23 protein-coding genes and 1 riboswitch are annotated in these 26,102 nt (G+C 73.6%); of the genes, 17 read left to right on the top strand and 6 right to left on the bottom strand.

Going from position 1 to position 26,102, the window contains the following annotated elements; translation table 11 throughout:
- The first annotated feature begins 16 nt into the window (after positions 1-16).
- Together AMY39116_RS0326000 and AMY39116_RS43580 are read left to right on the top strand one after the other, a co-directional pair.
- Positions 17-664, top strand: a complete 648-nt coding sequence (locus tag AMY39116_RS0326000; protein WP_020420542.1) for an ABC transporter ATP-binding protein — start codon at positions 17-19, stop codon at positions 662-664.
- On the top strand, positions 661-1,671 hold the full coding sequence (locus AMY39116_RS43580; protein ID WP_020420541.1) for an ABC transporter permease: 1,011 nt from the start codon (positions 661-663) through the stop codon (positions 1,669-1,671). Before AMY39116_RS0326000 ends, AMY39116_RS43580 begins: the two co-directional genes overlap by 4 nt.
- Before the next feature lie 14 nt (positions 1,672-1,685).
- Here AMY39116_RS43580 and AMY39116_RS0325990 read toward each other — a convergent pair whose 3' ends face one another.
- Complete coding sequence (locus AMY39116_RS0325990; protein WP_020420540.1) at positions 1,686-2,207, bottom strand: YceI family protein; 522 nt, start codon at positions 2,205-2,207, stop codon at positions 1,686-1,688.
- Between the two features lie 109 nt (positions 2,208-2,316).
- Between AMY39116_RS0325990 and AMY39116_RS0325985 the strand changes: the two genes are divergently transcribed.
- Entirely contained in the window at positions 2,317-3,438 is a 1,122-nt protein-coding gene (locus tag AMY39116_RS0325985) for a sensor histidine kinase (protein ID WP_020420539.1), read from the top strand.
- A gap of 153 nt (positions 3,439-3,591) precedes the next feature.
- Positions 3,592-4,245 (top strand): response regulator transcription factor, encoded by a 654-nt coding sequence (locus AMY39116_RS0325980; protein WP_020420538.1) that lies wholly within the window; start codon positions 3,592-3,594, stop codon positions 4,243-4,245.
- A 6-nt stretch (positions 4,246-4,251) separates the two neighbouring features.
- On the opposite strand, the gene AMY39116_RS0325975 is transcribed toward AMY39116_RS0325980, so the two are convergent.
- Positions 4,252-5,715, bottom strand: a complete 1,464-nt coding sequence (locus AMY39116_RS0325975; protein WP_027936231.1) for an aminotransferase class I/II-fold pyridoxal phosphate-dependent enzyme — start codon at positions 5,713-5,715, stop codon at positions 4,252-4,254.
- A gap of 182 nt (positions 5,716-5,897) precedes the next feature.
- Between AMY39116_RS0325975 and AMY39116_RS47910 the strand changes: the two genes are divergently transcribed.
- From AMY39116_RS47910 to AMY39116_RS0325940, 7 genes are all read left to right on the top strand, one after another.
- Entirely contained in the window at positions 5,898-6,020 is a 123-nt protein-coding gene (locus tag AMY39116_RS47910) for a hypothetical protein (protein ID WP_020420536.1), read from the top strand.
- Between the two features lie 74 nt (positions 6,021-6,094).
- Complete coding sequence (locus tag AMY39116_RS0325965; RefSeq protein ID WP_020420535.1) at positions 6,095-6,304, top strand: hypothetical protein; 210 nt, start codon at positions 6,095-6,097, stop codon at positions 6,302-6,304.
- Positions 6,305-6,620: 316 nt separating this feature from the next.
- Positions 6,621-7,139 (top strand): NUDIX domain-containing protein, encoded by a 519-nt coding sequence (locus tag AMY39116_RS0325960; RefSeq protein WP_020420534.1) that lies wholly within the window; start codon positions 6,621-6,623, stop codon positions 7,137-7,139.
- A gap of 106 nt (positions 7,140-7,245) precedes the next feature.
- On the top strand, positions 7,246-8,007 hold the full coding sequence (locus AMY39116_RS0325955) for a 3-hydroxyacyl-CoA dehydrogenase (protein WP_020420533.1): 762 nt from the start codon (positions 7,246-7,248) through the stop codon (positions 8,005-8,007).
- Between the two features lie 79 nt (positions 8,008-8,086).
- Positions 8,087-8,734: a TetR/AcrR family transcriptional regulator gene (locus AMY39116_RS0325950; protein ID WP_020420532.1), complete on the top strand. Its 648-nt coding sequence runs from the start codon at positions 8,087-8,089 to the stop codon at positions 8,732-8,734.
- Positions 8,731-9,774, top strand: coding sequence for an enoyl-CoA hydratase/isomerase family protein (locus tag AMY39116_RS0325945; RefSeq protein WP_020420531.1), 1,044 nt, complete (start codon positions 8,731-8,733; stop codon positions 9,772-9,774). The genes AMY39116_RS0325950 and AMY39116_RS0325945 overlap by 4 nt, the downstream gene beginning before the upstream one ends.
- A gap of 26 nt (positions 9,775-9,800) precedes the next feature.
- The gene (locus AMY39116_RS0325940; RefSeq protein WP_020420530.1) at positions 9,801-10,934 is read left to right on the top strand and encodes a winged helix DNA-binding domain-containing protein; all 1,134 of its coding nucleotides are present in this window, start codon (positions 9,801-9,803) and stop codon (positions 10,932-10,934) included.
- 2 nt (positions 10,935-10,936) lie between these two features.
- On the opposite strand, the gene AMY39116_RS0325935 is transcribed toward AMY39116_RS0325940, so the two are convergent.
- Complete coding sequence (locus tag AMY39116_RS0325935) at positions 10,937-11,944, bottom strand: zinc-binding dehydrogenase (protein WP_020420529.1); 1,008 nt, start codon at positions 11,942-11,944, stop codon at positions 10,937-10,939.
- Positions 11,945-12,429: 485 nt separating this feature from the next.
- On the opposite strand from AMY39116_RS0325935, the gene AMY39116_RS0325930 reads away from it, so the two are divergent.
- The 6 genes from AMY39116_RS0325930 to AMY39116_RS46315 all read left to right on the top strand — a co-directional run bounded on the left by AMY39116_RS0325930 (position 12,430) and on the right by AMY39116_RS46315 (position 22,064).
- The gene (locus AMY39116_RS0325930; protein WP_202961461.1) at positions 12,430-14,088 is read left to right on the top strand and encodes a hypothetical protein; all 1,659 of its coding nucleotides are present in this window, start codon (positions 12,430-12,432) and stop codon (positions 14,086-14,088) included.
- A gap of 59 nt (positions 14,089-14,147) precedes the next feature.
- Positions 14,148-14,225, top strand: a riboswitch (S-adenosyl-L-homocysteine riboswitch).
- 15 nt (positions 14,226-14,240) lie between these two features.
- Positions 14,241-17,849 (top strand): methionine synthase, encoded by a 3,609-nt coding sequence (gene metH, locus AMY39116_RS0325925; RefSeq protein ID WP_020420527.1) that lies wholly within the window; start codon positions 14,241-14,243, stop codon positions 17,847-17,849.
- Positions 17,846-18,700 carry a hypothetical protein gene (locus AMY39116_RS0325920; protein ID WP_157358693.1) on the top strand — a complete coding sequence of 285 codons (855 nt, stop codon included), beginning with the start codon at positions 17,846-17,848 and terminating at the stop codon, positions 18,698-18,700. The genes metH and AMY39116_RS0325920 overlap by 4 nt, the downstream gene beginning before the upstream one ends.
- A 69-nt stretch (positions 18,701-18,769) precedes the next feature.
- Positions 18,770-19,237, top strand: coding sequence for a DUF6292 family protein (locus AMY39116_RS0325915; RefSeq protein ID WP_020420525.1), 468 nt, complete (start codon positions 18,770-18,772; stop codon positions 19,235-19,237).
- Positions 19,238-19,641: 404 nt separating this feature from the next.
- The gene (locus AMY39116_RS0325910) at positions 19,642-20,820 is read left to right on the top strand and encodes a 4-hydroxybenzoate 3-monooxygenase (protein WP_020420524.1); all 1,179 of its coding nucleotides are present in this window, start codon (positions 19,642-19,644) and stop codon (positions 20,818-20,820) included.
- A gap of 104 nt (positions 20,821-20,924) precedes the next feature.
- Positions 20,925-22,064, top strand: coding sequence for a sigma-70 family RNA polymerase sigma factor (locus AMY39116_RS46315; protein ID WP_051123600.1), 1,140 nt, complete (start codon positions 20,925-20,927; stop codon positions 22,062-22,064).
- A 688-nt stretch (positions 22,065-22,752) separates the two neighbouring features.
- Here the strand turns inward: AMY39116_RS46315 and AMY39116_RS0325895 are convergent.
- The 3 genes from AMY39116_RS0325895 to AMY39116_RS0325885 are packed head-to-tail and all read right to left on the bottom strand — an operon-like array spanning position 22,753 to position 25,792.
- Positions 22,753-23,106, bottom strand: coding sequence for an STAS domain-containing protein (locus tag AMY39116_RS0325895; RefSeq protein ID WP_020420522.1), 354 nt, complete (start codon positions 23,104-23,106; stop codon positions 22,753-22,755).
- Positions 23,103-24,176, bottom strand: a complete 1,074-nt coding sequence (locus AMY39116_RS0325890; RefSeq protein WP_020420521.1) for a B12-binding domain-containing protein — start codon at positions 24,174-24,176, stop codon at positions 23,103-23,105. The genes AMY39116_RS0325895 and AMY39116_RS0325890 overlap by 4 nt, the downstream gene beginning before the upstream one ends.
- 8 nt (positions 24,177-24,184) lie before the next feature.
- On the bottom strand, positions 24,185-25,792 hold the full coding sequence (locus tag AMY39116_RS0325885) for a PP2C family protein-serine/threonine phosphatase (protein ID WP_020420520.1): 1,608 nt from the start codon (positions 25,790-25,792) through the stop codon (positions 24,185-24,187).
- Positions 25,793-26,102: the final 310 nt, after the last annotated feature.

The following is a 26,102-nucleotide window of genomic DNA, read 5'->3' as shown; positions in this document are numbered from 1 at the left end:
CGGGAAGGGAGATCCGGTGTCCAAATCGGACTACGTGTTGCAGGCGGTGAACCTGCACAAGTCTTTCGGGGCGCGCCACGTGCTGCGGGGCGTCGAGTTCGGGCTGCGGCCCGGCGAGCTGCTCGGCGTCCTCGGCGAGAACGGGGCGGGCAAGTCCACCCTGCTGCGCATCCTCGCCGGGGTGCTGCGCGCCGACCGCGGCGAAGTGGTGCACCGCGGCAGGCTCGGCTACTGCCCGCAGCGGATCGTCGTGAACGACGAGCTGACCGTGGGCCAGCACCTGCGGTACTTCCAGAGCGCCTACCACCTGGAGGACCTGACGGTGGCCGAGTCGGTCGCCGAACGGCTCGGGCTCACCCCGTTCCGGCACGTCCGCGCCGGGGTGCTCTCCGGTGGCACGCGGCAGAAGCTCAACCTGACGCTGGCGCTGATGCACGACCCGGACGTGGTGCTGATGGACGAGCCGTACCAGGGGTTCGACTGGGAGAACTACCTGACGTTCTGGACGCTGACCGACCAGCTGCGCGCACAGGGCCGGTCGGTGCTCGTCATTTCGCACCTAGCGCACGACACCGAACGGTTCGACCGGCTGCTGCGGCTGACCCGCGGCCAGGTCGAGCCCACCGACGCGATGGCCGGCGCCGAACTCGAGGCCGCGTCATGACCGTCGGTGAGCTGGTGGACCGGGCACGGCGCTGGCAGGCCGGGATCGCGGACTCGACGACCTGGCACGCCGCACTGCTCAAGGCGATCGCGTTCGAGGTCGCGCAGCACGCGCGGAACCGGCTGGCGCTGCTGCTGGTGGTGTTCTTCATCCCGTGCTGGCTGGCGATCGTGCGCACGGTGATCCCGTCGCGGCCGATCGAGTACCAGTCGCGGATCGCGCCCGCGCCGATCACGGTCGACGCGAGCGAGCTCGCCCTGATCTCCGGCGCACTGAACGCGCTCACGCTGATCATCGGGTTCATGTTGTTCGCGTCGGTGCGGCGGGCGCGGGAGTTCGACCAGCGGCTGGTGCTGGCCGGGTTCCCGCGGCCGGTGCTGCTGCTGGCGAAACTGGCGGGGCTGGTGCTGGTCGCGACCGTGGTGTCCGGTTACGCGAGCATCGTGATGGGGTTCTACTGCGATCCGCGATCCGGCGGGATGCTGTTCCTGAGCCTGCTGTCGGCGGGGCTCACCTACGGCGGGCTCGGGGTGGCGCTCGGGGTGGCGGTGCCGACCGAGCTGGCCGGGATGTTCGTGATCATCATGGTCAGCCTGGTCGACGTGATGGTGCAGAACCCGGTGATCAACCCGGGCAAGGACCAGGCGGTGCTGCGGTTCCTGCCCACGTACGGGCCGATGCAGAGCGGGGTCGCGGCCACGTTCACCGACTCGGCGTCGTTCGGGTACCTGATGCTCGGGCCGCTGTGGCTGCTCGTGTTCGCCGCGTTCGGGCTGGGCGCGTTCTACCTGCGGACCAAGGACCACTCGCGGCACACGGGCGGCCCCGGCGAGCCGGAGGCCGCCGTGGTGACGGTGCGGCTGCGGTCGGACGGGACGCTGGAGGTGGAGTCGCGGCGCGGGCCGGTGATGGTGTGCACGGAGCAGCCCGCGCCGCTGCGGATGCCGGAATGGCTGCCGCTGTCGGAGAAATCGCTCGGCTCGGCCAGCGCGGCGCCAGGTGGTTGACGCTCGGGTGCGGATCAAGCCCGCTCGGTGACCAGTTCCAGCTCCAGGTCGAGGTGGCGACCGGTCATGCCCTTCATCGCGGTCACGCCGAACGCGTAGCGATCCACCCGGCTGTGCGCCCGCACCCGCAGCCGCGGGCCCTCGGTGACCGCCGAGTCGACGTGCACGTCCAGTGGGCCGCTCGTGCCACGCACCGTCAGCGTGCCGCGCAGGACCCAGCCCGCGCCCTCCCGCTCGACCGCCGTCGACGCGAACACGATGTCCGGGTGCCGGTCGGTCTCCAGGTACTGCCCGGACCGCACCGTGCGGTCGCGGGTGGCGTTGCCGGTGTCGATGCTCGCCGCGTCGATGGTGGCCACCACCCCGGACTCGGTCACCGGATCGGCGACCGTCACCCGCCCCTCGCGCAGCCGGAACGTCCCGCGCACCGGGCCGAGGCCGAAGAAGTGCCGCGTGGTGAAGGACAGTCGTGAGCCGGTGGCGTCGATGCGGTAGGCGCCCGCGGCGGGGATCTCGATCGTGCTGGAAGCCATCATGGCCGCCAGTCTGGCGGAGATCCACCAGCCGCGCGTCGGCCGACGGTGTCGACCGATGTCGACTTTGGTCGCTGGTCGTCCCGGCTCCCGCACCCGTACGCTCCTCCACGTGCACGGCGAGTTGCTCTGCGAGCGGGGGAGGACGGCGCTGACCGTCGCCGCCGCGGCGGGATTCGCGGCGACGGCGGCGGGGGAGATCGTCTCGGGTGTCCGGGGCGCGCCGCTCGTCGCGGACCTCGTCGCCGGCGTCCTCGGCTGCGCGCTGGTGCCGCTGCTGTTCCGGTGGCCGGTGCCCTCCGCGGTGGTGCTCATGGTGCTGACCGCGTTCGTCCCGACCGCGACGCCGCCGGCGAGCATCGGCGTCGTGCAGATCGCGCGGCGCGGTCCGCTGGCCGTGGCGGTGGGGGTCGCCACGGCCGGTGTCGCCGGCCACCTCGTGCGCGGACTGTGGCGGCCGACGCCCGGCCTGCCCTACGAGTGGTGGGTCGTGCTCGTGGTCCTCGGGCACGCCGCGCTCGTCGGCGGCGGCGCGCTCGCCGAAGCCCGCCGCCAGCTCATCCTGTCGCTCACCGAACGCGCCCGCCGCGCCGAGGCCGAGCAGGGCCGCCGCATCGCCGAGGCCCGCGCGGCCGAGCGCACCCGCATCGCCCGCGAGATGCACGACGTGCTCGCGCACCGGCTGTCGCTGCTGGCGACCTACGCCGGGGCGCTGGAGTACCGGCCGGACAGCTCGCCGGAACGGATCGCGCAGGCGGCCGGCGTCATCCGGGCCACGGTGCACCAGGCGCTGAACGAGCTGCGGGACGTGATCGCGCTGCTGCGGGACACCGACGAGGACCCGGACGGCCCGCTGCCGACGCTGGCCGGGCTGTCCGAGCTGGTCGAGGAGTCACGCGCGGTCGGCACGCCGGTCGAGGTGCGGGACACGCTCGACACGGCCGCGGTGCCTGGCACGACCGGCCGCACGGCCTACCGCGTGCTGCAGGAGGCGCTGACCAACGCGCGCAAGCACGCCCCCGGCAGCCCGGTCCGCGTCGAGCTCGGCGGCGCGCCCGGCGCGCGGCTGCGGATCGTGGTGTCCAACCCGGTGTCCGGCGCCGCGCCCGGGCCGGGCGGCGGGATCGGGCTGGTGGGGCTGACCGAGCGGGTGCGGCTGGCCGGCGGGCGGCTGGACCACGGTGCGGTGGCGGGGGAGTTCCGGCTGGCGGCGGAGTTGCCGTGGCCGGCGTGACCCTGGGGGCGGATGCCCGGTGGAGCTACGGGACGGTGGCGGGGGAGTTGCTGTGGGCGGCGTGAGATTTCTGCAGGCGGCGCCCGTCCCGGGCGGCCGGATCGAGCGGGCCGGTGGGCGGCTGGCTCACGGCGCTGTGGCGGCGGAGTTGCCGTGGCCGGCGTGACCCGCGTGCTGATCGTCGACGATGACGCCCTGGTGCGGTCCGGCCTGACGATGATGCTCGACGGCGCGCCGGGCATCGCCGTGGTCGGGCAGGCCGGCGACGGCGACGAAGTGCCGGCCGCGCTTGACGCGCACCCCGCCGACGTCGTGCTGATGGACATCCGGATGCCGCGCCTGAACGGGATCCTCGCCACGCACCGGACGCGCGCGCGGCCGAACCCGCCCGAAGTCGTCGTGCTGACCACGTTCGACACCGACGAGAACGTGCTGCGCGCCCTCCGCGCCGGGGCGAGCGGGTTCCTGCTCAAGGACGCGCCGCCCGGGGAGATCGCCGACGCCGTGCGCCGCGTTGCTGCGGGAGATCCGATCCTGTCCCCGCGCATCACGCGACGGCTCATGGACCGGGCCGCGGTCGAGGCCGGGTCCTACGAACGCGCCCGCGCCGCCTTCGCCGCGCTCAGCCCACGCGAGCACGAGGTCGCCCTCGGCGTCGGTCGTGGACTGACGAACGCCGAGATCGCCGCCGAGCTGTTCCTCAGCGTGGCGACCGTCAAAGCGCACATCACCCGGGTTCTGTCCAAATTGGACGCGGGCAACCGGACCCAGATCGCGCTCATGGCGCACGACGCCGGTTTCTGTTGAGGCGCCTCAGCGTTGGACGACCCGGAACGTCTTCAGCTGCGGGTCAGCCGGATCGGGCAGGTACATGCCGGCGTCGAGGCCGCTCAGCAGGTAGTCCACCACGGGCCGGGTGATGACCTCGCCCGGCGCCACCGCGGGCACCCCCGGCGGGTACGGGCTGATCACCTCCGCGCACACCCGCCCGATCGCCTCCTCCGGCGGCACGTCCTCGGTGGGGCCGAAGAACGCGTCGCGCGGCAGCATCGCCTGCTCCAGCTCCAGTTCGCCCGGCTCGGGCAGGTCGACCGGTTTGGCGGGTCGGATTTCGCCGGCGCGCTCCGCCAGGTCGCGGATCGCGGTGAGCAGCCGTCCGGTGGTCTCCTCGTCGTCGGCGATCGTGATCTGCGCGGCCATCCGCCGGTGGTCGGACAGTCCCATGTCGAGCCGGTGGTGCTCACGCAGCCATTCGCTCGCGTCGTAGCCGGACCGGTCCAGCTCCACGAGGTCCAGCACGATCTTGAGCGGGTCGTGGTCGTCGGCCAGCCGCGGCCCGACCAGGTCGTCCCGCTCCATCACGCGGATCCCGGGGATCGCGGCCAGTTCCGCCCGCACCGATGCGGCCAGTTCGAGCGCGCGCCCCAGCAGCTCCTCACCGTGCTGCACCATCTGCCGCCGCCAGCCGTCGAGCCCGGCGAAGATCAGCGCGCTCGGGCTCGTCGTGCCGAGCAGGTCCGCCCGTGACGCCAGCGCCTGCGGGTCGATCCGGTCGCCCCGCAGGTGGAACACCGAGCCCTGCTCCAGGCCGCAGCCCATCTTGTGCACGCTGGTGACGCACATGTCGGCGTCGGCGTCCATCGCCCACGACGGCAGGTCCGGGTGGAACGGGAAGTGCGCGCCCCACGCCTCGTCCACGATGAGCGGCACGTCGTGGTCGTGGCACACCCGCGCGGTTTCCCGGATCGCGGCGCACCCGCCGTAGTCGGTAGGCGTGATCAGCAACATCCCCTTCGCGCCGGGGTGCGCGGCGAAGGCGTCCCGCACGTCCTCCGGCGCCGGCGGGTGCGCGAGGTGGAACCGCCCGTCCCACCGCGGGTGCACCCACACCGGGCGCACGCCGCTGATGATCAGCCCGGCCACCACGGACTTGTGCGCGTTGCGGGACACCAGCAGCTCGTCGCCCGGCCCGGCGACGGCGAGCATCGCGCTCTTCACCGACAGCGAGCTGCCGCAGGTGGAGAAGTAGGCTTCCTCGGCGTCCACCGCGTCGGCCATCAGCTCCTCGGCTTTGGCCAGCACGCCCTGGGACATGCGGCGGTCGTCGAGGCCGTTCATGAGGATGATGTCCGAGGCGAACACGTCCCGGCCCACGACCTCGGCCAGCCGCGGGTCGATGCCGCGCCCCTGTTTGTGCCCGGGCGGGATGAACCCCAGGTGACCGCGCTCGCGGTACCGCTGGATGGCTTCGATCACCGGCGCCTGCGCATGATCCACGCGGCGGGGATTCCCTCTGCGGGCCAACGGCAAACTCCGTCCCCACCCCCGGAAAGGTGTCCCCCGTTCATGGGATTCCGCGTGGCGGCCACTGCTGGCCGCGTGTTAATTTCCGACCTCGCCGTGGCTGTGCACGACGCTGGAGGGGAACGTATGTGTGCCAAGCCTGTTCCGGGCGCCCGATGAGCGACCGGACACCCATTTTCGACGACGTGGTCGCCGCGATCGGGCTCGACTGGTCCGAACTGCAGGCCGACGAGGTGACGTCGGCATCCGAGGGGGTCGTGGAGGAGGCCGTCTCGTGACCCGGCCGGGTTCCGATCGCGTGGAATCCGGCGTTGCGGTGGCGGAGGCAGGCGCGAGCCGCCATTCTGCGAGCATGGCGGACGGGACCGAAGCCGGGCCGGGCGAGCTCTTCTGGCAGATCGTCGAAGTGCTCCACGTACCGCGTTCGCTCGCCGAGCGGGAGCTCGCGCGCTCCCGCTCCGACGTCGCGAACGGCATCGTCCGGCCGGGTGATCCGGCCGAGCCCTACGCGCTGGCCTGGCGGCGCATCCGCAGCCAGTGGGCCGGGCAGAACCTGGCCTGACCGGGCGCGGCGGGCCAGGACGATCCGCGCGGTCATCAACAACGGCCTCACCATCCGCGCGGGGGTTGTCGCGCCTGCCGCCCGGCGCGAGGGCTACCACCTGCTCCAGCGGGCCCGCCTTGATGGCGAGCACGAGGTCGTCGCGGCGGCCCACGATCTCCTCCGAGCCCGGGCAGAAGTCGGTCGATCGCTGCTCGGCGGCGAAGCTCACCGGCCCGGCCACCCCGGTCGCGCGGATCGCACTGGACACCCCTCGCCGGCGGCGAGCGGCAGAACCTGGCCTGACCGGCTGCGGCGGGCCAGTACGATCCGGTCCATGAAGATCGACCGCCCGCTGCTGTTCGCGCCGCAACGCTGGGAGTGGGGCGGTCTGGACGCGGTGTTCTCCACCGCGGCGCCCGCCGACGAGCTGGTCACCAACATCCACGTCGCCGGTTTCGTCGGCGACCGGATCGTCGTGTGCCGCGACGAGCGGTACGGCTGGTTCCTGCCCGGCGGCACGCGGGAGGCGGGGGAGAGCATCGGCGAGTGCGTCGCCCGCGAACTGGCCGAGGAGGCCGGCGCCCGCCTGACCGGCGAGCTGCGGTGGATCGGCGCCCACCACTGCGTCAGCGACCGGCCCGAGCCCTACCGCCCGCACCAACCGCACCCGGAGAAGGCATGGCTGTGGTGCGCGGCCGAGGTGGAGATCGTCGGCGAGCCGGGCAATCCCGACGACGGCGAGCAGGTGGTGGAGGTCCGCCTCGCCGCGGTCGCCGAGGCGCAGGCGCTGCTCGGCGCGAGCGCGGACTGGATGCCGGACCTGATCGCGCTCGCCGTGGAGTCCCGCGGCTGAAGACATCCGCCCCGCGGGCCTTCCCCGCGCGGTCGATCTCCCTTAACGTGCGCTAAGCAAGGTTCCGGCGGCGGCCGGGACGGGCGAACGGAAGGGGTGTTGCGACATGGAGGTCGGCAACGCGGTCGCGCTGGTGACCGGTGGCGCGTCGGGGCTCGGGCTGGCGACGGTCAAGGAGCTGCACGGCAAGGGCGCGAAGGTCGTCATCGTGGACCTGCCCTCGTCGCAGGGCGAGGCGGTGGCCAAGGAACTGGGCGACGGGGTGGTGTTCGCCGCGGCCGACGTGACCGACGAGGCCCAGGTTTCCGCCGCGCTGGACGCGGCGGAGGCGCTGGGTACGCTGCGGATCGCGGTCAACTGCGCGGGCATCGGCAACGCGCACAAGACCGTGGGCAAGCAGGGGCCCTTTCCGCTGGACGGGTTCACCAAGGTGATCAACGTCAACCTGGTCGGCACGTTCAACGTGATCCGGCTGGCCGCGGAGCGGATCGCCAAGACCGAGCCGGTGGGCGAGGAGCGCGGCGTCATCGTCAACACCGCCTCCGTGGCGGCGTTCGACGGGCAAATCGGGCAGGCCGCCTACTCGGCGTCCAAGGGCGGCATCGTCGGGATGACCCTGCCGATCGCGCGGGACCTGGCGAGCCTGAAGATCCGCGTGGTGACGATCGCGCCGGGGTTGTTCCACACGCCGCTGTTCGCGACCCTGCCGGAGGAGGCGATCGCGTCGCTGGGCGCTCAGGTGCCGCACCCCTCGCGGCTGGGCGACCCTGCCGAGTTCGCGGCGCTGGCCCGGCACATCGTGGAGAACCCGATGCTCAACGGCGAGACGATCCGCCTCGACGGCGCCATCCGCATGGCCCCGCGCTGACCCGGCACGCGGCGGCGGCGCCCCGGCCCGCCGCCGCGTCCCGTTATCGTTTTCCGGTGACCTCTTCGATGGGCTGGACATGACGCGACCCGCGGGCGCGTGGCGGGAGTACGGACCGCTCGAACTGACCCCGATCCTGGCGGCCGCGCTGGAAGCCTTCTACGAGCAGGGCTTCCACGGCACCCCCGTGCGGGACATCGCGCGGCGGGTCGGCCAGACGGTGCCCGCGCTGTACTACCACCACGAGAACAAGGAGGGCGTGTTCACCGCGCTCGTCGAGGAGGCCACGAGCGACCTCGACTGGCGGGTGCGGCAGGCCGTCGAGGAGGCAGGCGAGCGGCCGGACCTGCGGCTGGTCAACGCCGTCGAGGCGATCGTGCTGCACATGGCGCACCGCACCCGGCTCGCCGCGCTGGACTTCGAGCTGCGGCACCTGTCCCCGGCCAACCGCAAGCGGTACGCCGCGCGGCGCAAGGAGATCGAGGTCCTGGTCACGCGGATCGTCTCCGACGGGGTGGCCGAGGGGCTGTTCGTCGCGCAGCGGCCCGCGGAGACCGCGCGGGCGCTGCTGGGCATGCTCCAGTCGATCGGCCGGTGGTACCACCCGGACGGCGGCCCGCTGTCGCCGGACGAGCTGGCCGAGCGCTACGTCGACATCGCGCTGATGACGGTCGGCGTGCACAAGCGGCCCGCGGCACGGGCGCGGCGGAGGGCCCGCTCGGCATGACCGTGGGGATCGCCGCTCTCGCCGACGGCGCCGCGCACGACCCGTTCCTGGACGACGCGGGTCAGGTGCGGCTGCCGCTGGTCGTGGTCGACCTCGACGAGCCCGTGCCCGCCGACGTCGTCGAAGCCGCCGCGCGGGCGGCGCGGACGTGCGAACGGATCCTGGTCGGTGTCGCCTGCCGCCCGGTCGACGACGAGCGCTGGGCGCTGGCCGACGCCCTCGACCTGACGTTCGCGGCCGACAGCTGCGGCAGCGGCCCCCAGTTCGCGGCGAGCGACGACCCGGCGGGCGACGCGGAGGTGCTGCGGCAGGCGGCCGAGGCGAACCCGCAGGCGGCGCTGGTGCTGAGTCAGGTGCTGCGGGCAAGCGGCCGCCTGGACGTCGCCGCCGCGCTGGACGTCGAGTCGTTCGCCTACTCGACGCTGCTCGGCGGGCCGGAGTTCGCGCGCTGGCTGAGCGGGCGCGGGAACCGGCCACTGCCGCCGCCCGCCACCGAACCGCCGGTGCTCCTGGCTCGCGACGGCAACCTGCTGCGCGTGACGCTCAACCGGCCCGACCGCCGCAACGCCTACGGCCGCGAGCTGCGGGACGCGCTCGTCGACGCCTTGCGGGCCGCTGCGGTGGAGGACTGCCGGGTCGTGCTGGACGGAGCCGGTCCCGCGTTCTGCTCGGGCGGCGATCTCGACGAGTTCGGCACCACCCCGGACCTGGTCACCGCGCACTTCGTCCGCACGAGGGCCGGAGCCGCGCGGGCACTGCACGCGATCGCCGGGCGCGCGGAGGTGCGCGTGCACGGGGCGTGCGTCGGCGCGGGCATCGAGCTGGCGGCGTTCGCCGGCCGCGTGGTGGCGCACGCGAACACCGTGTTCCGGCTGCCGGAGGTCGCGATGGGCCTGATCCCCGGCGCGGGCGGCACGGTGAGCGTGCCGCGCCGGATCGGCCGGTGGCGCACGCTGTGGCCGGCGCTGTCCGGGCGGCCGCTGAGCGCGGTGACGGCATTGGACTGGGGCCTGGTCGACGCCATCGAGGACGGTATCTGACCGCTTTGCCGCCTAGCGTTCCCGTCATGACCGACCGCGTTTCGTGGACCGCCGTCCAAGCCCGCCGCCTCGACCGGCACTTCCTGTCCCGCCCCGCGGCGAGCCCGGCGAACGCCGTCGCCGCGATGTGCGGCGCGCACGCCCAGGTCCGCACCGCCGCGGAGGTGTCGGTCGCCCTGCGCACCAGCGGCACCGCGGACGACGTTCGCGATGCGGTCGCCGACCACACGCTGATCCGCACGTTCGGCCCGCGCGGCACTGTGCACCTGCTGCCGGCGCGGGATCTGGCGCTGTGGACCGGTGCGCTGCCCGCGGTCCCGCAGCGTTCGACCATGCCGCCCGCGGTGCGGCTCACCGACGAGCAGACCGATCGCATCGTCGAGGCCGTCGCGGACGCGCTCGCCGACGCCGAACTGACCGCCGACGAACTCACCGGCGCGGTCGTCGACCGTGTCGGCCCGTGGGCGGGTGACCTCGTCATGCCGGCGTTCCAGGGGTTCTGGCCGCGCTGGCGCCAGGCACTGGCGACGGCCGCGCACCGGGGCGCGCTGTGCTTCGGCCGCGACCGCGGGCGGCAGGTCACCTACACCAGCCCGCGCCGGTGGCTGCCCGGGTTCCGGCCGGAAGAGACCGAACCCGCGCTGACCGGCGTGCTCGCGCGTTACCTGCACGCCTACGGACCGGCCACGCCCCAGCACTTCGCGCGATGGCTGTCCGCTCCGGTGGAGTGGGCGTCGGCGTTGTTCGCCCGCGCCGGCCTGCGCCCGGTCGACCTCGACGGCGAGCGCATGTGGCTGAACGCCGACGACACCCTGCCGGGTAGGCGGACGGCGCCCGCGCTGCGGCTGCTGCCACTCTTCGACGCCCACGTCGTCGGCAGCTTCCCGCGGGAACTGCTCTTCCCCGGCGCGGCCGCGCACCGGTGCCTCGCCCGCGGGCAGGCGGGCAACTTCCCGGTGCTGCTCGTCGACGGCGTGGCAGGCGGGGTGTGGCACCAGCGCCGCTCCGGCCGCGCGGTCCACCTCACCGTCGAACCGTTCGCGCCGCTGAGCGCCGCGCACCGGCGCGAGCTGGACGAACAGGTGACCCGGCTGGGGGAGGTCCTCGGCCGCGAGCCGCGGCTGACCATCGGGCCGGTCACCGTCGGCGCGCACGCCTGAGGTCAGCGGCGCGGATCGACGTGGATCTTCGGCGCGCCGCCCGCGGGCCGCTCACCGGCGAGCACCGCGGCCACCTCGCCGAGCCCGACGGTCGCGGCGACCAGCGGCACCGGGTCGACCGCGCCGCTGGCGTACTGCTCGATCGTCCCGGCCAGGCCGGGGGAGGCCGAGAGCACGCCGACCGCGGTGACGTCCTTCAACGCCAGCAGGCGCGTGTCGAGCAGGCTCGGCCGCCCGGCCAGGCCGATGTAGACGACCCGGCCGCCCGGCTCGACCAGTTCCACCGCCCTGGCAGGCAGCTCCGGCGCCCCGGACGCGTCGATCACCGCGTCGAACGGCAGCTCCGGCAAGCGGTCCGGGGACCAGGCGTCGCGGAAACCGAGCGAGCGGGCGAACTCCAGTGACGCGGCGGTGGCGCCCAGCAGGTGCACCTCCGCGCCGGCCGCGCGGGCGAACATCGCGCACAGCAGGCCGATCGTGCCCGGGCCGAGGACGAGCACCCGGTCGCCGGGGCGCGGATCCCCGCCGCACACCGCACGCAGGGCGTTGCCGCCCGGCTCGACCATCGCCCCCGCGGCCGCCCCGACCGCGTCCGGCAGCGGGTGCAGCGCGGTCACCGGCACGGCGAGGCGTTCGGCCAGCGCGCCCGGCCGCCCGCCGCGGATCCCGATCTCGGTGCGGGTCTCGCACAGGTGCTGGCGGCCGCCGCGGCACCGGCGGCAGGCGCGGCAGCCGAGCATCGTGTCCCCGGTGACCCGCCTGCCGATCCAGGCCGGGTCGACGCCGTCGCCGGATTCCACGACCGTGCCGCACCACTCGTGCCCCAGCCGCATGGGATACCGGGCGTGCCCGTCGTGCAGGTAGGGCATGCTGCCGTCGAAGAACTCCGCGTCGGTGCCGCAGATCCCGGCCCGCGCCACGGCGACGACCACCTCGCCCGGCGCGGCGGACGGCGGCTCGACCTCGACCACGCCGCCCTCGCCGGGAGCGGTGACCACGAACGCGCGCATGGCCCCGAGCCTAGCCGGGAAGATCCACTGTGGACGGCAATGGGCACAAAGTCCTCACTTTGAGGACTTCCGCCTTGCCAGGAGCGGTCTTCCCGGGCGCATACTGGAGGAGCACGTGCGGGTGCTCGGGGCACCGCACGGCGGGGAAAGCGGGTTCCGTCGGGGGATGGCGCCCGCGGGAGGTCGATGCCCGGCCGGTCGGGGCCACAGGGCAGGCGGTCTCCGACGGCGGGCCGGCTTGGGGAAGCCGGCCCGCCGTTCTTTGTTCCGCGCTGTGACCGGCGGCCGCGGTGCTTGGTGATCTGCCCGGCGAGCGCCCCGGTGACCCCCGGGGCCGCCGCGCCGTCACCCGCATCCGGTCTTCTCGCCCGTTCGCCCGGGATTCCCGCCTGGTGCCAACCACGACGCGTCGATTCCGCATCGCGGTGACAAGTTCCGCGCCGGCCGTTGCCGCGCCCGCCGCCGGGCTCCTAGCCTCGCGTTTCGTGCGATTTCCCCTGGTTGTGGCCGCGACGCTGCTCATCTCGTCCGTGCCGGGAATCACCGCCGCGGCGGCGGTCGACCGGACCGAGGCACCGGTCGTGACGAGCTCGCCGGTCACCACGGTCGCCGAGTCGGTGGTGCGGGTGCGGGTGCCGCTGCCGGATTCGGCCGGGCCGCACCCGGAGGCGTGCGACTGGCTGTCCTACCTGCGGTACCGCGATGCCGCCGGTCCCGCCGACGCCGCGCGGGCGGACCGGATCCTGATCGCCCAGCCCGGGGTGCTCGAAGGCGCCGGGGCGTTCGACAACCTGGCCCGCCACACCGTGCGAAACGCCGCGCGGCAAGGGCGGCACATCGAGTTCTGGGCCCTGGACCGGCGGTCGAACTGCCTGGAGGACCACACCGGGCTCGCGGCCGGGCTCGCCGCCCGCGACCCGCACGTCGCCGTCGACTACTACTACCGCGGCGCCGAGGTCGACGGCAGGCGGTTCGCCGGCTACCTCGGCAACGACCGCCTGGACTGGCTCGCGCACCTCGGGCTGGAGCAGACGCTGCGCGACCAGTACGACCTGATGGTCCGCGAGCTGCCCGACCCGGCCGTGCGGGCGTCGAAGGTGCTGTGCGGCGGGCACTCGCTGGGCGGGACGCTCACCGGGTTCTTCGCGTCGTGGGACTTCGACGGCACACCCGGTCACACGCAGTGCGCCGGCTACTTCGCGCTCGACTCGGCGATCTCCACGTCGCTGGGCTCGCTCAGCGGGTTGCCGGACGCGATCGGCGCCGACGACCTCGGCTACGCCGCGACGCACGCCGGGCTGGCGTCCGGGCTGCTGCCGCGGGCGCTGAACCTGCCGGTGCTGATCAACGCGGAGACGATGAACCTGCTCGGGGTGGCCGGGCTGGCCGCCGACGTCGACCCGGACGGGCCGTCGGACCTGGCGTCCTACCTCCCGTCGAACGCGAACCTGGAGACCACCGACCGGCTGCTGTTCTCGCGGGACGCGGTGGCGTTCGCGACCGGGATCCCGTCGATCTGGGACTTCGCCATCACGAACGCGACCGCGCTGGGCGCGCTGCTCGACGACAACTCGCAGCCGCTGGCGTTCCTGCAGGCCAGCACAGGCTTCTTTGGCGGCGGTCCGGTGGCGGACAAGGACTTCCCGCTGCCGCACGAGCCGGCCGGGACGACCGGCGCGCTCGGCGTCGACCCGCTGGCCGTGCCGGTGGACCCGTCCGCGGATTACACGTGGCGCGACTACGACGACATCGACGCCACCGTGGCGCGCGACCGCCATGGCGCGCCGTTCACCACCCCGGCGAAGGAGGTCACCGCGATCGCCGACCTGGCCCGCAGCCTCGCCGAGCACCCGCTGGACTTCACCGAGCAGTACTTCCCGTCGAAGCTGGTGACCGACATCAGCCAGGCCGGCGCGGCGGAGATCCGCGCCCACGTGCGGCACCCCGAGGGCATCACGGCGCACCCCACGATCAACCTCCTCGCCGGCGACGGCCTGATCGCGCCCCGCGGCGAGCCTGCGACGGGGGAGACCGTGCTGGCGCCCGGGTACCAGCACCTGGACGTCCTCACCGCGGCGGCGCGCCGGAACACCGGCGAAGCCGAACCGGTGGCGGCGAACCTGACGCGCTTCGCTCTCGGCTGACGGTCCACATCGCGGGAACGGTTTTGGTGCCGCGGAGGGGCGTCCAGTACTGTGTTCGCCAGGCCGAGAGGCGCTGCAACGGACCCAGGTCCGCCACGCTCGGCCCCCGTGAACCGCAACAAGGGCGCCTCCCGACAGTTGGGAGGGCGCCGGTGGACACGACGAAGGCTCTGCGGGAGATCCTGAGCGACCGGGTGGCCGTCCTCGACGGCGCCTGGGGCACGATGCTGCAGGGCGCGGGCCTCACCCCGGCCGACTACCGCGGCGACGTGATCGGCGACCACCCTCAGGACGTCACCGGCGACCCGGACCTGCTCAACCTCACGCGCCCCGACCTGATCCTCGACGTGCACCGGCAGTACCTCGCCGCGGGCGCGGACATCACCACGACCAACACGTTCACCGCGACGAGCATCGGCCAGGCCGACTACGGCCTGCAGCACCTCGTCCGCGAGATGAACGTGCGCGGCGCCCAGCTGGCCCGCCAGGCCGCCGACGAAGCAGGCGGCAGGTTCGTGGCCGGCTCCATCGGGCCGCTGAACGTCACCCTGTCCCTCTCCCCGAAGGTCGACGAGCCCGCCTACCGCGCGGTCACCTTCGACGAGGTCCGCGGCGCCTACGCCGAGCAGATCGCCGCACTGGCCGAGGGCGGCGTCGACCTGCTGCTCATCGAGACGATCTTCGACACCCTCAACGCGAAGGCCGCCATCGCCGCGGCCCGCGACGTCGCCCCGCACCTGCCGCTGTGGATCTCGGTGACGATCGTCGACCTGTCCGGCCGCACCCTGTCCGGCCAGACCGTCGAGGCGTTCTGGAGCGCGATCGAGCACGCCCACCCGCTGGTCGTGGGCGTGAACTGCTCGCTGGGCGCCGAGGAAATGCGCCCGCACGTCGAGCAGCTGTCCCGCCTGGCGGGCACCTACGTCGCCTGCCACCCCAACGCCGGCCTGCCCAACGCCTTCGGCGGCTACGACCAGACTCCGGACGAGACCGCCCGCATGCTGGGCGAGTTCGCCGGCAGCGGCATGGTCAACATCGTCGGCGGCTGCTGCGGCACCGGCCCCGAGCACATCGCCAAGATCGCCCAGGCGGTGTCCGGCGCGGCCCCGCGCGAGGTGCCGCCGCCGCGCACCAGCACCCGGTTCAGCGGGCTGGAGCCGTTCGAGATCGGCGCCGACACCGGGTTCGTGATGATCGGCGAGCGCACCAACGTCACCGGCTCGGCCAAGTTCCGGCGGCTGATCGAGTCCGGCGACTACCAGGCCGCCGTCGACGTCGCGCTGGACCAGGTCCGCGGCGGCGCCAACCTGCTCGACGTCAACATGGACGCCGACCTGCTCGACTCCGAGCACGCGATGACGACGTTCCTCAACCTGATCGCCACCGAACCGGAGGTGGCCCGCATCCCGATCATGGTCGACAGCTCGCGGTGGAGCGTGCTGGAGGCCGGGCTCAAGTGCGTGCAGGGCAAGGGCGTGGTCAACTCGATCAGCCTCAAGGAGGGCGAGGAGCAGTTCCTGCGCCAGGCCCGCCGCATCCGCGACTACGGCGCCGGTGTCGTCGTGATGGCCTTCGACGAGAAGGGCCAGGCCGACACCACCGAGCGCAAGGTGGAGATCTGCGCCCGCGCCTACGACCTGCTCACGCGCGAGGCCGGGTTCCCGCCCGAGGACATCGTGTTCGACCCCAACGTGCTGGCCGTCGCGACCGGCATCGCCGAGCACAACGGCTACGCCAAGGCGTTCATCGAGGCGCTGCCGCTGATCAAGCAGCGCTGCCCGGGCGCGCGCACCAGCGGCGGCATCTCGAACCTGTCGTTCTCCTTCCGCGGCAACGACGTCGTGCGCGAGGCGATGCACTCGGCGTTCCTGTTCCACGCGGTGCGCGCCGGGCTGGACATGGGCATCGTCAACGCCGGCCAGCTCACCGTCTACGAGGACATCCCCGCCGACCTGCTGGAACTGGTCGAGGACGTGCTGTTCGACCGCCGCGAGGACGCCACCGACCGGCTGGTCGAGTTCGCCGAGACGGTCCGCGGCCAGGGCCGCAAGCGGGTGGTGGACCTGTCGTGGCGCGAGGCGCCGGTGGCCGAGCGGCTGCGGCACGCGCTGGTGCACGGCATCGTCGACTACATCGAGGACGACACCGAGGAGGCGCGGCAGAACTTCGCGCGGCCGCTGGAGGTCATCGAGGGCCCGCTGATGGACGGCATGAAGACCGTCGGCGACCTGTTCGGCTCGGGCAAGATGTTCCTGCCGCAGGTGGTCAAGAGCGCGCGCGTGATGAAGCGGTCGGTGGCCTACCTCGAGCCGTTCATGGAGGCGGAGAAGGAGGAGCTGCGCCGGTCCGGGCAGGTGAGCACCGAGCGCGGCCAGGGCAAGATCGTGCTGGCCACCGTGAAGGGCGACGTGCACGACATCGGCAAGAACATCGTCGGCGTCGTGCTCGGCTGCAACAACTACGAGGTGATCGACCTCGGCGTGATGGTGCCCGCGGCGAAGATCCTGGACACCGCGGTCGCCGAGAACGCCGACGCGATCGGCCTGTCCGGGCTGATCACCCCGTCGCTGGACGAGATGGTGTCGGTCGCGACGGAGATGCAGCGGCGCGGGCTGAAGATCCCGCTGCTGATCGGGGGCGCGACCACGTCCCGGCAGCACACCGCGGTGCGGATCGCGCCGGCCTACGACCACACGACGGTGCACGTGCTGGACGCGTCGCGGGTCGTCGGGGTCGTGTCGGACCTGCTCGACACCGACCGCGCGGCGGCGCTGGACACGGCGAACCGCGCGGAGCAGGAACGGTTGCGCGAGCAGCACGCAGGCAAGCAGCGCCGCCCGATGCTCACGCTGGAGCAGGCGCGCGCCAATCCGGAGCGGGTGTCCTTCGACGACCTGCCGGTGCCGTCGTTCACCGGGGTGCGCACGGTCTCGCCCGGGCTGCCCGCGCTGCGCGAGATGATCGACTGGCAGTTCCTGTTCCTGGCGTGGGAGCTCAAGGGCAAGTACCCGGCGATCCTGGACCAGCCGGTGGCGCGCGAGCTGTTCGACGACGCGAACACGCTGCTCGACGAGATCGTCGCGCAGGAGCTACTGGAGGCCCGCGGCGCCTACGGCTTCTGGCCCGCGCACAGCGAGGGCGACGACATCGTGCTGGAAAACGGTGTGCGGTTCCCGATGCTGCGCCAGCAGACGTCCAAACCGGACGGACGCGCGAACCGCTGCCTGTCCGACTACGTGGCGCCGGCGGGGGACCACCTCGGCGGGTTCGCGGTGACCGTGCACGGGGCCGAGGAGCTGGCGCGCCACTACGAGTCCCAGAACGACGACTACCGCGCGATCATGGTGAAGGCGCTGGCCGACCGCTTGGCCGAGGCGTTCGCGGAGTACATCCACCTGGAGGCCCGGCGGGAGTGGTTCGAGCCGGACGCGCAGCCGTCGCTGGCGGACCTGCACGCCGAGCGGTTCCGCGGGATACGCCCCGCGCTCGGCTACCCGGCGAGCCCGGACCACAGCCAGAAGCGGGAGCTGTTCGACCTGCTGCGGGCTTCGGACCTGGGCCTCGGGCTCACCGAGTCGTTCGCGATGACCCCGGCGGCCAGCGTGAGCGGGCTGATCTTCGCCCACCCGGAGTCCCGCTACTTCACCGTGGGGCGCCTCGGACGCGACCAGGTGACCGACTACGCCCGGCGACGCGGACTGCCACAGCCGGAAATCGAGAAGTGGTTGCGGCCCAACCTGGACTACGATCCCGCGGAGTGATGATCTCCGAGGAGCTCCGCGACACGGATGTGGTCACCGACCTGCAGCTGTGGTTCCGCGCGCGAGATCTGGCCGCCGCGATGGACGGGTGCCGGCGGCTGGTCGCCGACCTCGGGGCCTGGGGGATCGAGGTCGGCCCGGTCGACGGGGATCAGCCGGGCAGCTACTACGCGCGGGTGGCGGTCCGCACGCGGACGAGTGCCGATGAAAGCACGCTCGACGCGATCCAGCGCGTTGCCAGGTCGCAGCTCCCCGTCATCGGGGTGCCCCCGGAACTGCTCGAAATCACCGAGTCCCGTGGCAGGCCGCTCGCGTGTGTGCCCGACGCGCGGATCGAAGCACCGGCCGGGGCTGACCTGTCGGTGTACGTGGGGCGGGGGCGGGACCCGTTCGGGATGGAGGGCGCGGACCTCGACGGCGTCGAGCCCCTCGGGCTGACCGAGGAGGAGAGCCGTGAATTCCTGGACGCCTTGAAGGCCGCGACCACCGTGCAGGTCCTGGTGGTCGCCGAGCTCTCGGAACCGGATGCCATCGCGGCCCGGGAGCGGGTCCGGCGGGTCGCGCGCACCCTGCGGCAGCAGGTCTTCCCCGCCGAGGACGACGTCGAGGTGGGTGAACCCAGACGGAGGCCGAGCGGGACGGTCGAAGTCGCCGCGTCGGTGGGCGGGACGTCGATGAGTTCCCACGACGCCGTGGTGGCGGCGTCCCGCGCGCTGCGGGCGTTCACCTGGCTCGAGCCGGAAGCACTGGAGAGCGATCGGCCGGACTACTTCGCCGTCGAGGCGGTTCCGCAGGAGCGGTTCGTCCGGCTGGAGGTCCACGCGGCGACGGGACTCGGCGTGGTCGGTTGAGGGGTTTTGGTCACCCGGTCAGGTGGTAGTCCGCCCACACGGCCGACTACTCACTCAACGGGGCGTGAGATGCATCTGGAATACGAGCACGCGGCGGCCTCCGGGCTGCGTCGATACGTCAACACCGTCGCCGAGGAGCTGGGCTGCAGCGGCGAGGCCTACTACGCCCACCTGGACCCGCCGCCGGCGTACGCCTACCTCGCGCTCGACGACCGGCTGCGCGACCACCCCGCCCAGGACACGGCCCTGGTGTGGAACGAGCACGACGGCTGGGCGGTGGCGATCGAGACCACGGCCGGGCACGAGCTGAGCGTGGTCCGCTACTACGGCGCCGAGCTGCTGCCGCCACCGGCCGAGGTCGCCCGGTTCGTGGCCGAGGTCTTCGAGGGCCGCGCCCCCGACGCGGCGCCCGCGGGCACCACCGACAGCGCCGCGGTCCGCCAGCACCTGGCCACCTACGCGATCCCGTACCAGGACCGGCCTGCGCAGCGGCCCGGCCAGCCCGTCGAGCAGTCGCGCCGCGGCCCGGCCCGCTGACGCGGGCGGCACTGTTCGGTTCGACACCCCGGCCGCGCCGACCTGGCGGCACTTTTCTGCTTCGGCACTGCGGCCCGCTGAGCGGGGTGGCGCCATATGGTTCGGCACGCAGGCCCGCTGACCTAGGCAGCACCTCCCAGTACGGCAGCCCGGCTCGCTGGCCCGGGTGGCATCTACCGGTAGGGCCCCCGGCCCGCTGACCCAAGGGGGCATCTTCTGGCGCGGCACCGTGGCTCGCTGCCACGGGGAGGCATTTTCCGATGCGCACCCCGGCCCCTGACCCAGGCGACACCCCCGGCACGGCACCCCGCGGCCGTCACCGGCGCCTGAGCGCGCCGGAAACCGTTGCAGTGCCGGGCACTTTCCGGCACACTGCCGCAATCGCCACCACCTGGGGAGGAATCGTGGTCGCGCGTACCGGGGTCGTCGTCGTGGGGGCCGGGCCCGCCGGGCTGGGCCTCGCCAACGTGTTGCGGGACAGGGGAATCGACTGCGTGGTGCTCGAGGAGCAGACCCGCGCCTTCATCGAGGCCCGCCCGCGCGCCGGGTTCATCGAGGAGTGGGCCGTGCGCGCGCTCGACGAGCGCGGACTGGCCGACAAGCTGCTGTCCACCGCGCCGAGCCAGGGCCGCTTCGAGTTCCGGTTCGAAAACGGCCGCCACCCGTTCTCCTACGAGCAGTGGGCCGGCCAGCGCCACTTCGTCTACCCGCAGCAGCTGCTCGTCACCGACCTGGTCGCGCACTACGCCGACAAGGGCGGCGACATCGAGTTCGAGGTCCGGGACGTGGCCCTGCACGACATCGAATCGGCCACGCCGTCGGTCACCTTCACCGCCGCCGACGGCACCGCCCGCCGGCTCGGCTGCGACTTCATCGCCGGCTGCGACGGCGCCCAGGGCGTCACGCGGCGTCACCTCGCCGGCAACCTGCTGACCCACGACTACGGCATCGGCTGGCTGGCGCTGCTCGCCGAGGCGCCGCCCAGCGCGGACGGCGTCCTGTTCGGCATCCACCCCCGCGGGTTCGCCGCGCACATGGCGCGCACCCCCACCGTCACGCGCTTCTACCTGCAGTGCCCGCCCGGCGACTCGGAGGACAACTGGCCGCACGAGCGCGTCTGGTCCGAGCTGCACCAGCGGCTGGGGGTGCCGGACGGCCCGCTCGTCGAGGGCGAGCTGATCGAGAAACGCGTCCTCGACATGCACAACTACGTCCACGAGCCGATGTCCCGCGGCAGGCTGTTCCTGGCGGGCGAGTCGGCGCACCTGGTCGCGCCGATCGCGGCGAAGGGCCTCAACCTCGCCCTGCACGACGCGTTCCACCTGGCTGAGGCGATCGAGGCCCACTACGGCGGCGACGACGGCCCGCTGGCCCGCTACTCGGACACCTGCCTGGCCCGCGTGTGGCAGTACCAGGAGTTCTCGCAGTGGCTGTCGGACATCTTCCACAGCTCCACCGTCGACCCGCCCGCCGACCCGTTCCGCGCCCGGCTGGCACAGGCCCGCCTGCGCCGCCTGCTCGGATCACCCGCCGCCGCGGCCGCGTTCAGCGAGATCTACATCGGCAAAGCCGCCGATTTCTGACCAATGCCGTGCGGTGATCCACGCGGCGTGGCAGGCTGCCCCGTAACGAAACTCGCGAGTGCGGAGTCTCCTCGGGCAAGGGCGCCCGGGCGACGAGGAGGACCATGGCGGGGGACACGGACGTCGATGCCGACCTGATCGAGGCGGTCCGCGCGGGCGACCTGCTCGCCTACGACCGTCTCTTCCGGCGGCACCTGCCCGCGGCGCGCCGGGTGGCGTCGATGATGTGGCGGGACCGGTCCGAGGTGGACGACCTGGTGGCCGAATCGTTCCTGCGGGTGCTCGCCGCGATCCGGGACGGCGCCGGCCCGGCCGAGCGCTTCCGGCCCTACCTGCTCGTGACACTGCGTAACCTGGCGATGGACTGGGGTCGCCGCCGCGAGCGGTGCGACCCGTGGGCCGCCGGCCGCGACGAGCGCACGCCGGGTGTCGAGGAGATCGTGATCGACCGGCTCACCGGCGAGGTGGCGCTCTCGGCGTTCGAAACCCTGCCGCCGCGGTGGCGGTACGTGCTGTGGCACACCGAGATGCTGGGCACCCGGCCCGCGGCGCTGGCCGCCGAGCTGGGCATGACGGCCAACGGGGTCGCTGCGCTCGCGGTGCGCGCCCGTGAGGGGCTGCGGCAGGCGTTCCTGCAGGCCCACGTGCCCGCGGCGCGCGCCGAGGACTGCCGCAGCGTGCGGCGGCGGCTGGGCGCGTGGACGCGCGGGAAGGTGACCGCGCGGCAGGGGCGGGCGGTGTCGGCGCACCTGGCCGGCTGCCCCAAGTGCCACCGGGTGGCGGCGGTGCTGGAGACGGTCAACGGCGGGCTGCCCGCGCTGGCGCTGTTGCCGCTGCTCGGGAGGCTGCTGGGTGGCGGCGGGGCGCCCGCGGCGTCGGTGGCCGCCGGGGGCGGAGTGGCGGCGATCTCGAAGATGGCCGCGGCCGTGACGCTGGCCGCGGTCGCGGCGGTCGCCGGGCCGGTGGTGGCACCCGACCGGGCGGCCGCGCCGGAGGCCTTCGCGGCGGCGCCGGTGCGGCCTGCCGTGCCGGGTGTTGCTGCTGTGGCTCCCCAGGCCGGCGCCGGGGGCCAACGAGAACGGCCGGGCGAAGGACGGCGCCCCGAACGCCAACGGAGCCGCGCACGGCAACGCCGGGGCCCAAGGCAACGCCGAGCCCAAGGGCGGCGCGGTAGCCAGGAGCAACGCCGGAGCGAAGGGCAGTGCCGGGGCCAAGGGGAGCGCCGGGGCGAAGGGCAACGCTGAGGCCAAGGACAATGCCGGATCCAACGGCAATGGCGGGGCCAACGGCAGTGCCGGGGCCAAGGGCAACGCTGAGGCCAACGGCAACGCCGGAGCGAAGGGCAATGCCGGGGCCAAGAGCAGCGCCGGAGCCAAGAGCAGTGGCGCGGCCAAGGGCGGCGCTGGCGGCAAGGGCAATGGCGAGGTCAAGGGCAATGGTGCGGCGATGAGCGCGACCGGCCAGGCCATGCCCGCCGCGACGAAGGCAGCCGAGCCGAAGCCGCCCAAGCCGGAACATCCCGAGCCGAAGGTGAATCCCGGCAAGTCGCCGCGGAAGTGACGGGCCGCCCGCCACGCACCCGGCTGCTCGCGAAGCAGGACGTGCCCGAGCAACTCGCGGGTGGCGGCCCGTTGTGGCTGGTGCGCTGTTCGCGCAGCGAGACGTGTCCGAGTAAATCGTAAGTAGCGGGCCCCTATGGCCGGGGCTCGCGCAGCGAGGCTGGTCCGAGTAGCTCGCGGGTGGCACCGTGGCGGCCGGTGCGGTGCTCGCGCAGCGAGGCTGGTCCGAGTAGCGCGCGGGGCGGCGGTCCGTGGGGGCTGGTGCGCTGCTCACGCCGCGCGAGCCTGTTCGGCTGGCTTGCCGGGCGGTGCGGGTGGGAGGCAGCCGGCTCGCTCGCGCAAGCACTTCGGGTCCAAGCGGTGCGCCCCGACGCTAATCGGCCTCGCCCTGGCTGGTTTTTCGCGCCGGGGCCGTCAGGTAGTCCAGCGTGCGCGTCATGTCGAGCAGCCGCTCCAGCACGGGCGGCCGGTCGTCCAGGTGCAGGTTCGCCCCGGCGCTCTGCACCCGCCGCGCGATCATCAGCAGCGTGGACAGCCCGTAGGAGTCGCAGAAGTCCAGCGACCCGAAGTCCAGCCGGACGTCGCGCAGGCCGGGGGCCAGCCGGGCGGTCACCTCGCTCAACAGGCCGTCGCCGCTGTGGTAGTCCAGGTTCCCGGCGAGGGCGCCGTGCAGCGTCCGGGCGTCGGGGGTCGTCCAGCGCATCGTCAGCGGCCGCGGTTCGGTCATCCCGGCCCGCCCGTCCCGAGGTGGCCGGCCAGCTCCTCCCGCGCCTGCGCCAGCAGCGCCGTCGCCCGCGGGAAGTCCCGCAGCTCCCCGGTCAGCAGGTCCAGCGCCGGGATCAGCGACCCCGGCAGCACCCCGCGCGCGGCCAGGATGTCGGCGGTCCAGGTCAGGAACGAGGTGAACAGCGAGGCGTCGCCCGTGTAGAGCGCGGTCGACAGGAAATCGACGATGTGCGCCAGGTCCTCAGTGGTGTACTGGCGCTGCAGCTCGGTGTACCCGCGCATCGCGGGCAGGTGCTGCTCGAGCCCCGCGTACACCGCGCGCACCAGCTGCGGCGAGCTGCGGCGGACCAGCGTGTACTCCTGGTCGGCCAGGTGCGGCAGGTCGTCGATCAGCTGGTGCGGGGCGTGCGGCCGGGGCAGCGGGTCGTCCGCGAGCCGGTCCGCGGCGGCACGCGCGTCGGGCGCCCACGCCTCCGCGCCCAGCAGCCGCGCCCAGCGGCCGTCCGGGCCGAACGCGGCGCCACCGGCGATCACCGGCACCCCGGCGGCCTGGCACGCGCTGATCGTGGCGTGTGCGGCGGGCAGCCGGGTGGGCAGCGAACCGGACAGCGCGACCGCGTCCGGCCCGGTCCGGTGCAGATGCGTGATCAGGTGCGGGGTGGGCACCTGAGCGCCCAGGTAGTCGACCCGGAACCCGTGCAGCGTCAGCACTTCGGCCAGCAGCCGCGCCGGCAGCGCGTGCCACTCACCGTCCACACAGGACACCGTGAGGCGCCCGCGGGTCACCCGGGGTCGTGGCGCCTCCCGGACGAGGTGGACGATCGCCCGCTCGTTGATCGCCGTCGCCGCGTGCTCCTGCGCGACGCTGATCCGGTTGGCCGCCCACTCGTGCCCGACCCGGCGCTGCACCGCGCCGATGACGTCCAGCAGCACGGCCTCCGGCCCGATGCCGTCGTGCAGCGCGGCCAGCACCGTGTCGGTGGCGGTGTACTCGTCGCCGTCGAGGACGGCGTCCCACAGCCGCTCGGCGTGGTCCGTGGTGTCCGCGGGCTGTGTCACGATCTTGTTCATGCTGCCACCTACGGGGATCCGGGACCGCGCACGGCGGTCAGGTGCCGCCCGCGCGGGGCGGTGATGGCGAGCAGGGCCATGTCGTCGTGCTGACCGGCGCCGACCCATTCGGTCGCGAGCATCTGCACGCGCTCGACGACCGCCTCGGCGGGCATCCCGGCGCATTCGCCGAGCGCGCGGCGCAGCCGGGCCTCGCCGAACATCTCGCCGCCGAGCGGTCCGCCCCGCGCCTCGGTGATGCCGTCGGTGTAGAGCAGGCAGGTCTCGCCGGGGGCCAGCACGACGTCCTCGCTGGAGACCTCGATCTCCGGCAGCACGCCGATCAGGCTGCCGCGGCAGGCGACCTCCTCGACCGCCCCGTCGGCTCGGACGACCAGCGGCGGCAGGTGCCCGGCGCTGGTGACCCGCAACCGGACCTCCTGACCGTGCCGGCACGCCGAGGCCAGCGCCAGCGTGGCGAACCGCGTGTGGTGCGAGCTGAGCAGCGACGAGTTCAGCAGCCGGAGCATGCGGCCGTGGTCGTCCGCCATCGGCAGCAGGGCCTGCAGCGTGTTGCGGATCTTGCCGGTGAGCACGGCGGCTTCGAGCCCTTTGCCGCACACGTCCCCGAGCAGGGCCAGCGACTCGCCCTCCCCGAGCGGGTGCACGTCGTAGAAGTCGCCGCCGAGCCGGTCGGCGTCCTGGGCCGGACGGTAGCCGCCGGCGAACTCCACCCCGCCGATCTGCTCCAGCACGGGCGGCAGCAGCTCCTCGGTGAGGACCTCGGTGATCGAGCTCTGCTGTTCGAACAGGCGCGCCGCGGACATCGCCGCGCCGGAGCGGGCGGCGAACAGGCGCGCGAACACCTCCTCGTCCTCGGTGAAGGCGTGGTGTTCGGTGCGCCGCAACAGGATCAGCACGCCCGCCGGCACGCCGTGGCCGGGCAGCGGGGTCACCACGATCGAGCCGACCTGGCCGAACCCCTCCGGCACGATCCACGACGGGGCCTGGGCCGGGTCGATCCAGCGGGACGGCACCGGCGGGAACCCCTGCAGCGCCTCGGCCAGCCCGGGCAGCGCGTCCGGGTCGATCTCCAGGGTCAGCGGGCGGGGCCGCTCGCCGCGCACGCACACGACCGCGGAGTAGCGGCCGCGCGTGCCCGGCGCGACGATCCACGCCGCGTCGGCGAGGTGGCCCGCGGACAGTTCGGCGGCCACCTCCATGCTGCGGGGCACGTTGAGCGACCCGAGCAGCGCGTTCGAGGCCGCGCTGAGGAAGGCGGTGCGTTCCTGTTCCCGGCGCAGCGCCTCGCGGGCCGCGTGGAGCTCGGTGGTCTCCACGAGCCACCACATGACCGGTCCCTCCGGCTGCCGGACCGGGTGCGCGTCGAAGGTTCGGTCGTCGACCCGGCCGGCCGCGAGAGCGGATCCGGCGGTGTGGGCGGCGCACAGCCAGGCCGAGACGCAGTCGGCGAGCGCGCGCCCGGGACGCAGCGCGGGGAACAGCAGACGGGCGGCTTCGTTGGCCGCGTGGACGGTGCCGTCCGGGGCGGCCAGCAGGGCGGGGTACGGCGCACCGTCCCAGCCCGCGTCGATCCCGGCGGGGGAGGCGGAGACGAGACGGTCGGATTCAGTCAAGACGTGGGCGCCGGCGTGCCCGCTCCCTTCGAACGTGGGTGAGATGCCTCGGCATCAGCTTCCCCCAGCGCGCCGGACGGGGGCAAACCGGGCCCGGTGATCAACCTGCGCCGGATGGTCGATCCCGGACCAGCGCCGGTCAGGGGAGCGGGCAGGGTTGGTGAGGACCGCGGGGAGTTGCTGGTGTGCGGTGCTGGTCGCGGGAAGACCGGGCTTGGTGATCGGCCGGTGCTGGTGTGGAGGGTTGGTGCTGGACCAGCACCGGTCAGGGGAGCGAGCGGGCGGGGTTGGTGAGGACCGCGGCCAGCTG

The sequence above is a fragment of the Amycolatopsis sp. ATCC 39116 genome, from assembly GCF_000231075.2.
Classification (GTDB): domain Bacteria; phylum Actinomycetota; class Actinomycetes; order Mycobacteriales; family Pseudonocardiaceae; genus Amycolatopsis_E; species Amycolatopsis_E tucumanensis.
Note: the sequence above shows the minus strand (reverse complement) of the source record. Positions and strands in the feature narration are given on the sequence as shown.

What these genes read in the sequence shown, in the direction of transcription:
- AMY39116_RS43580 (WP_020420541.1), top strand. Translation starts at nt 661, where the DNA reads ATGACCGTCGGTGAGCTGGTGGACCGGGCACGGCGCTGGCAGGCCGGG.
- AMY39116_RS0325990 (WP_020420540.1), bottom strand. Translation starts at nt 2,207, where the DNA reads ATGATGGCTTCCAGCACGATCGAGATCCCCGCCGCGGGCGCCTACCGC.
- AMY39116_RS47910 (WP_020420536.1), top strand. Translation starts at nt 5,898, where the DNA reads ATGAGCGACCGGACACCCATTTTCGACGACGTGGTCGCCGCGATCGGG.
- AMY39116_RS0325965 (WP_020420535.1), top strand. Translation starts at nt 6,095, where the DNA reads ATGGCGGACGGGACCGAAGCCGGGCCGGGCGAGCTCTTCTGGCAGATC.
- AMY39116_RS0325960 (WP_020420534.1), top strand. Translation starts at nt 6,621, where the DNA reads ATGAAGATCGACCGCCCGCTGCTGTTCGCGCCGCAACGCTGGGAGTGG.
- AMY39116_RS0325955 (WP_020420533.1), top strand. Translation starts at nt 7,246, where the DNA reads ATGGAGGTCGGCAACGCGGTCGCGCTGGTGACCGGTGGCGCGTCGGGG.
- AMY39116_RS0325950 (WP_020420532.1), top strand. Translation starts at nt 8,087, where the DNA reads ATGACGCGACCCGCGGGCGCGTGGCGGGAGTACGGACCGCTCGAACTG.
- AMY39116_RS0325945 (WP_020420531.1), top strand. Translation starts at nt 8,731, where the DNA reads ATGACCGTGGGGATCGCCGCTCTCGCCGACGGCGCCGCGCACGACCCG.
- AMY39116_RS0325940 (WP_020420530.1), top strand. Translation starts at nt 9,801, where the DNA reads ATGACCGACCGCGTTTCGTGGACCGCCGTCCAAGCCCGCCGCCTCGAC.
- AMY39116_RS0325935 (WP_020420529.1), bottom strand. Translation starts at nt 11,944, where the DNA reads ATGCGCGCGTTCGTGGTCACCGCTCCCGGCGAGGGCGGCGTGGTCGAG.
- AMY39116_RS0325915 (WP_020420525.1), top strand. Translation starts at nt 18,770, where the DNA reads ATGCATCTGGAATACGAGCACGCGGCGGCCTCCGGGCTGCGTCGATAC.
- AMY39116_RS46315 (WP_051123600.1), top strand. Translation starts at nt 20,925, where the DNA reads ATGGCGGGGGACACGGACGTCGATGCCGACCTGATCGAGGCGGTCCGC.
- AMY39116_RS0325895 (WP_020420522.1), bottom strand. Translation starts at nt 23,106, where the DNA reads ATGACCGAACCGCGGCCGCTGACGATGCGCTGGACGACCCCCGACGCC.
- AMY39116_RS0325890 (WP_020420521.1), bottom strand. Translation starts at nt 24,176, where the DNA reads ATGAACAAGATCGTGACACAGCCCGCGGACACCACGGACCACGCCGAG.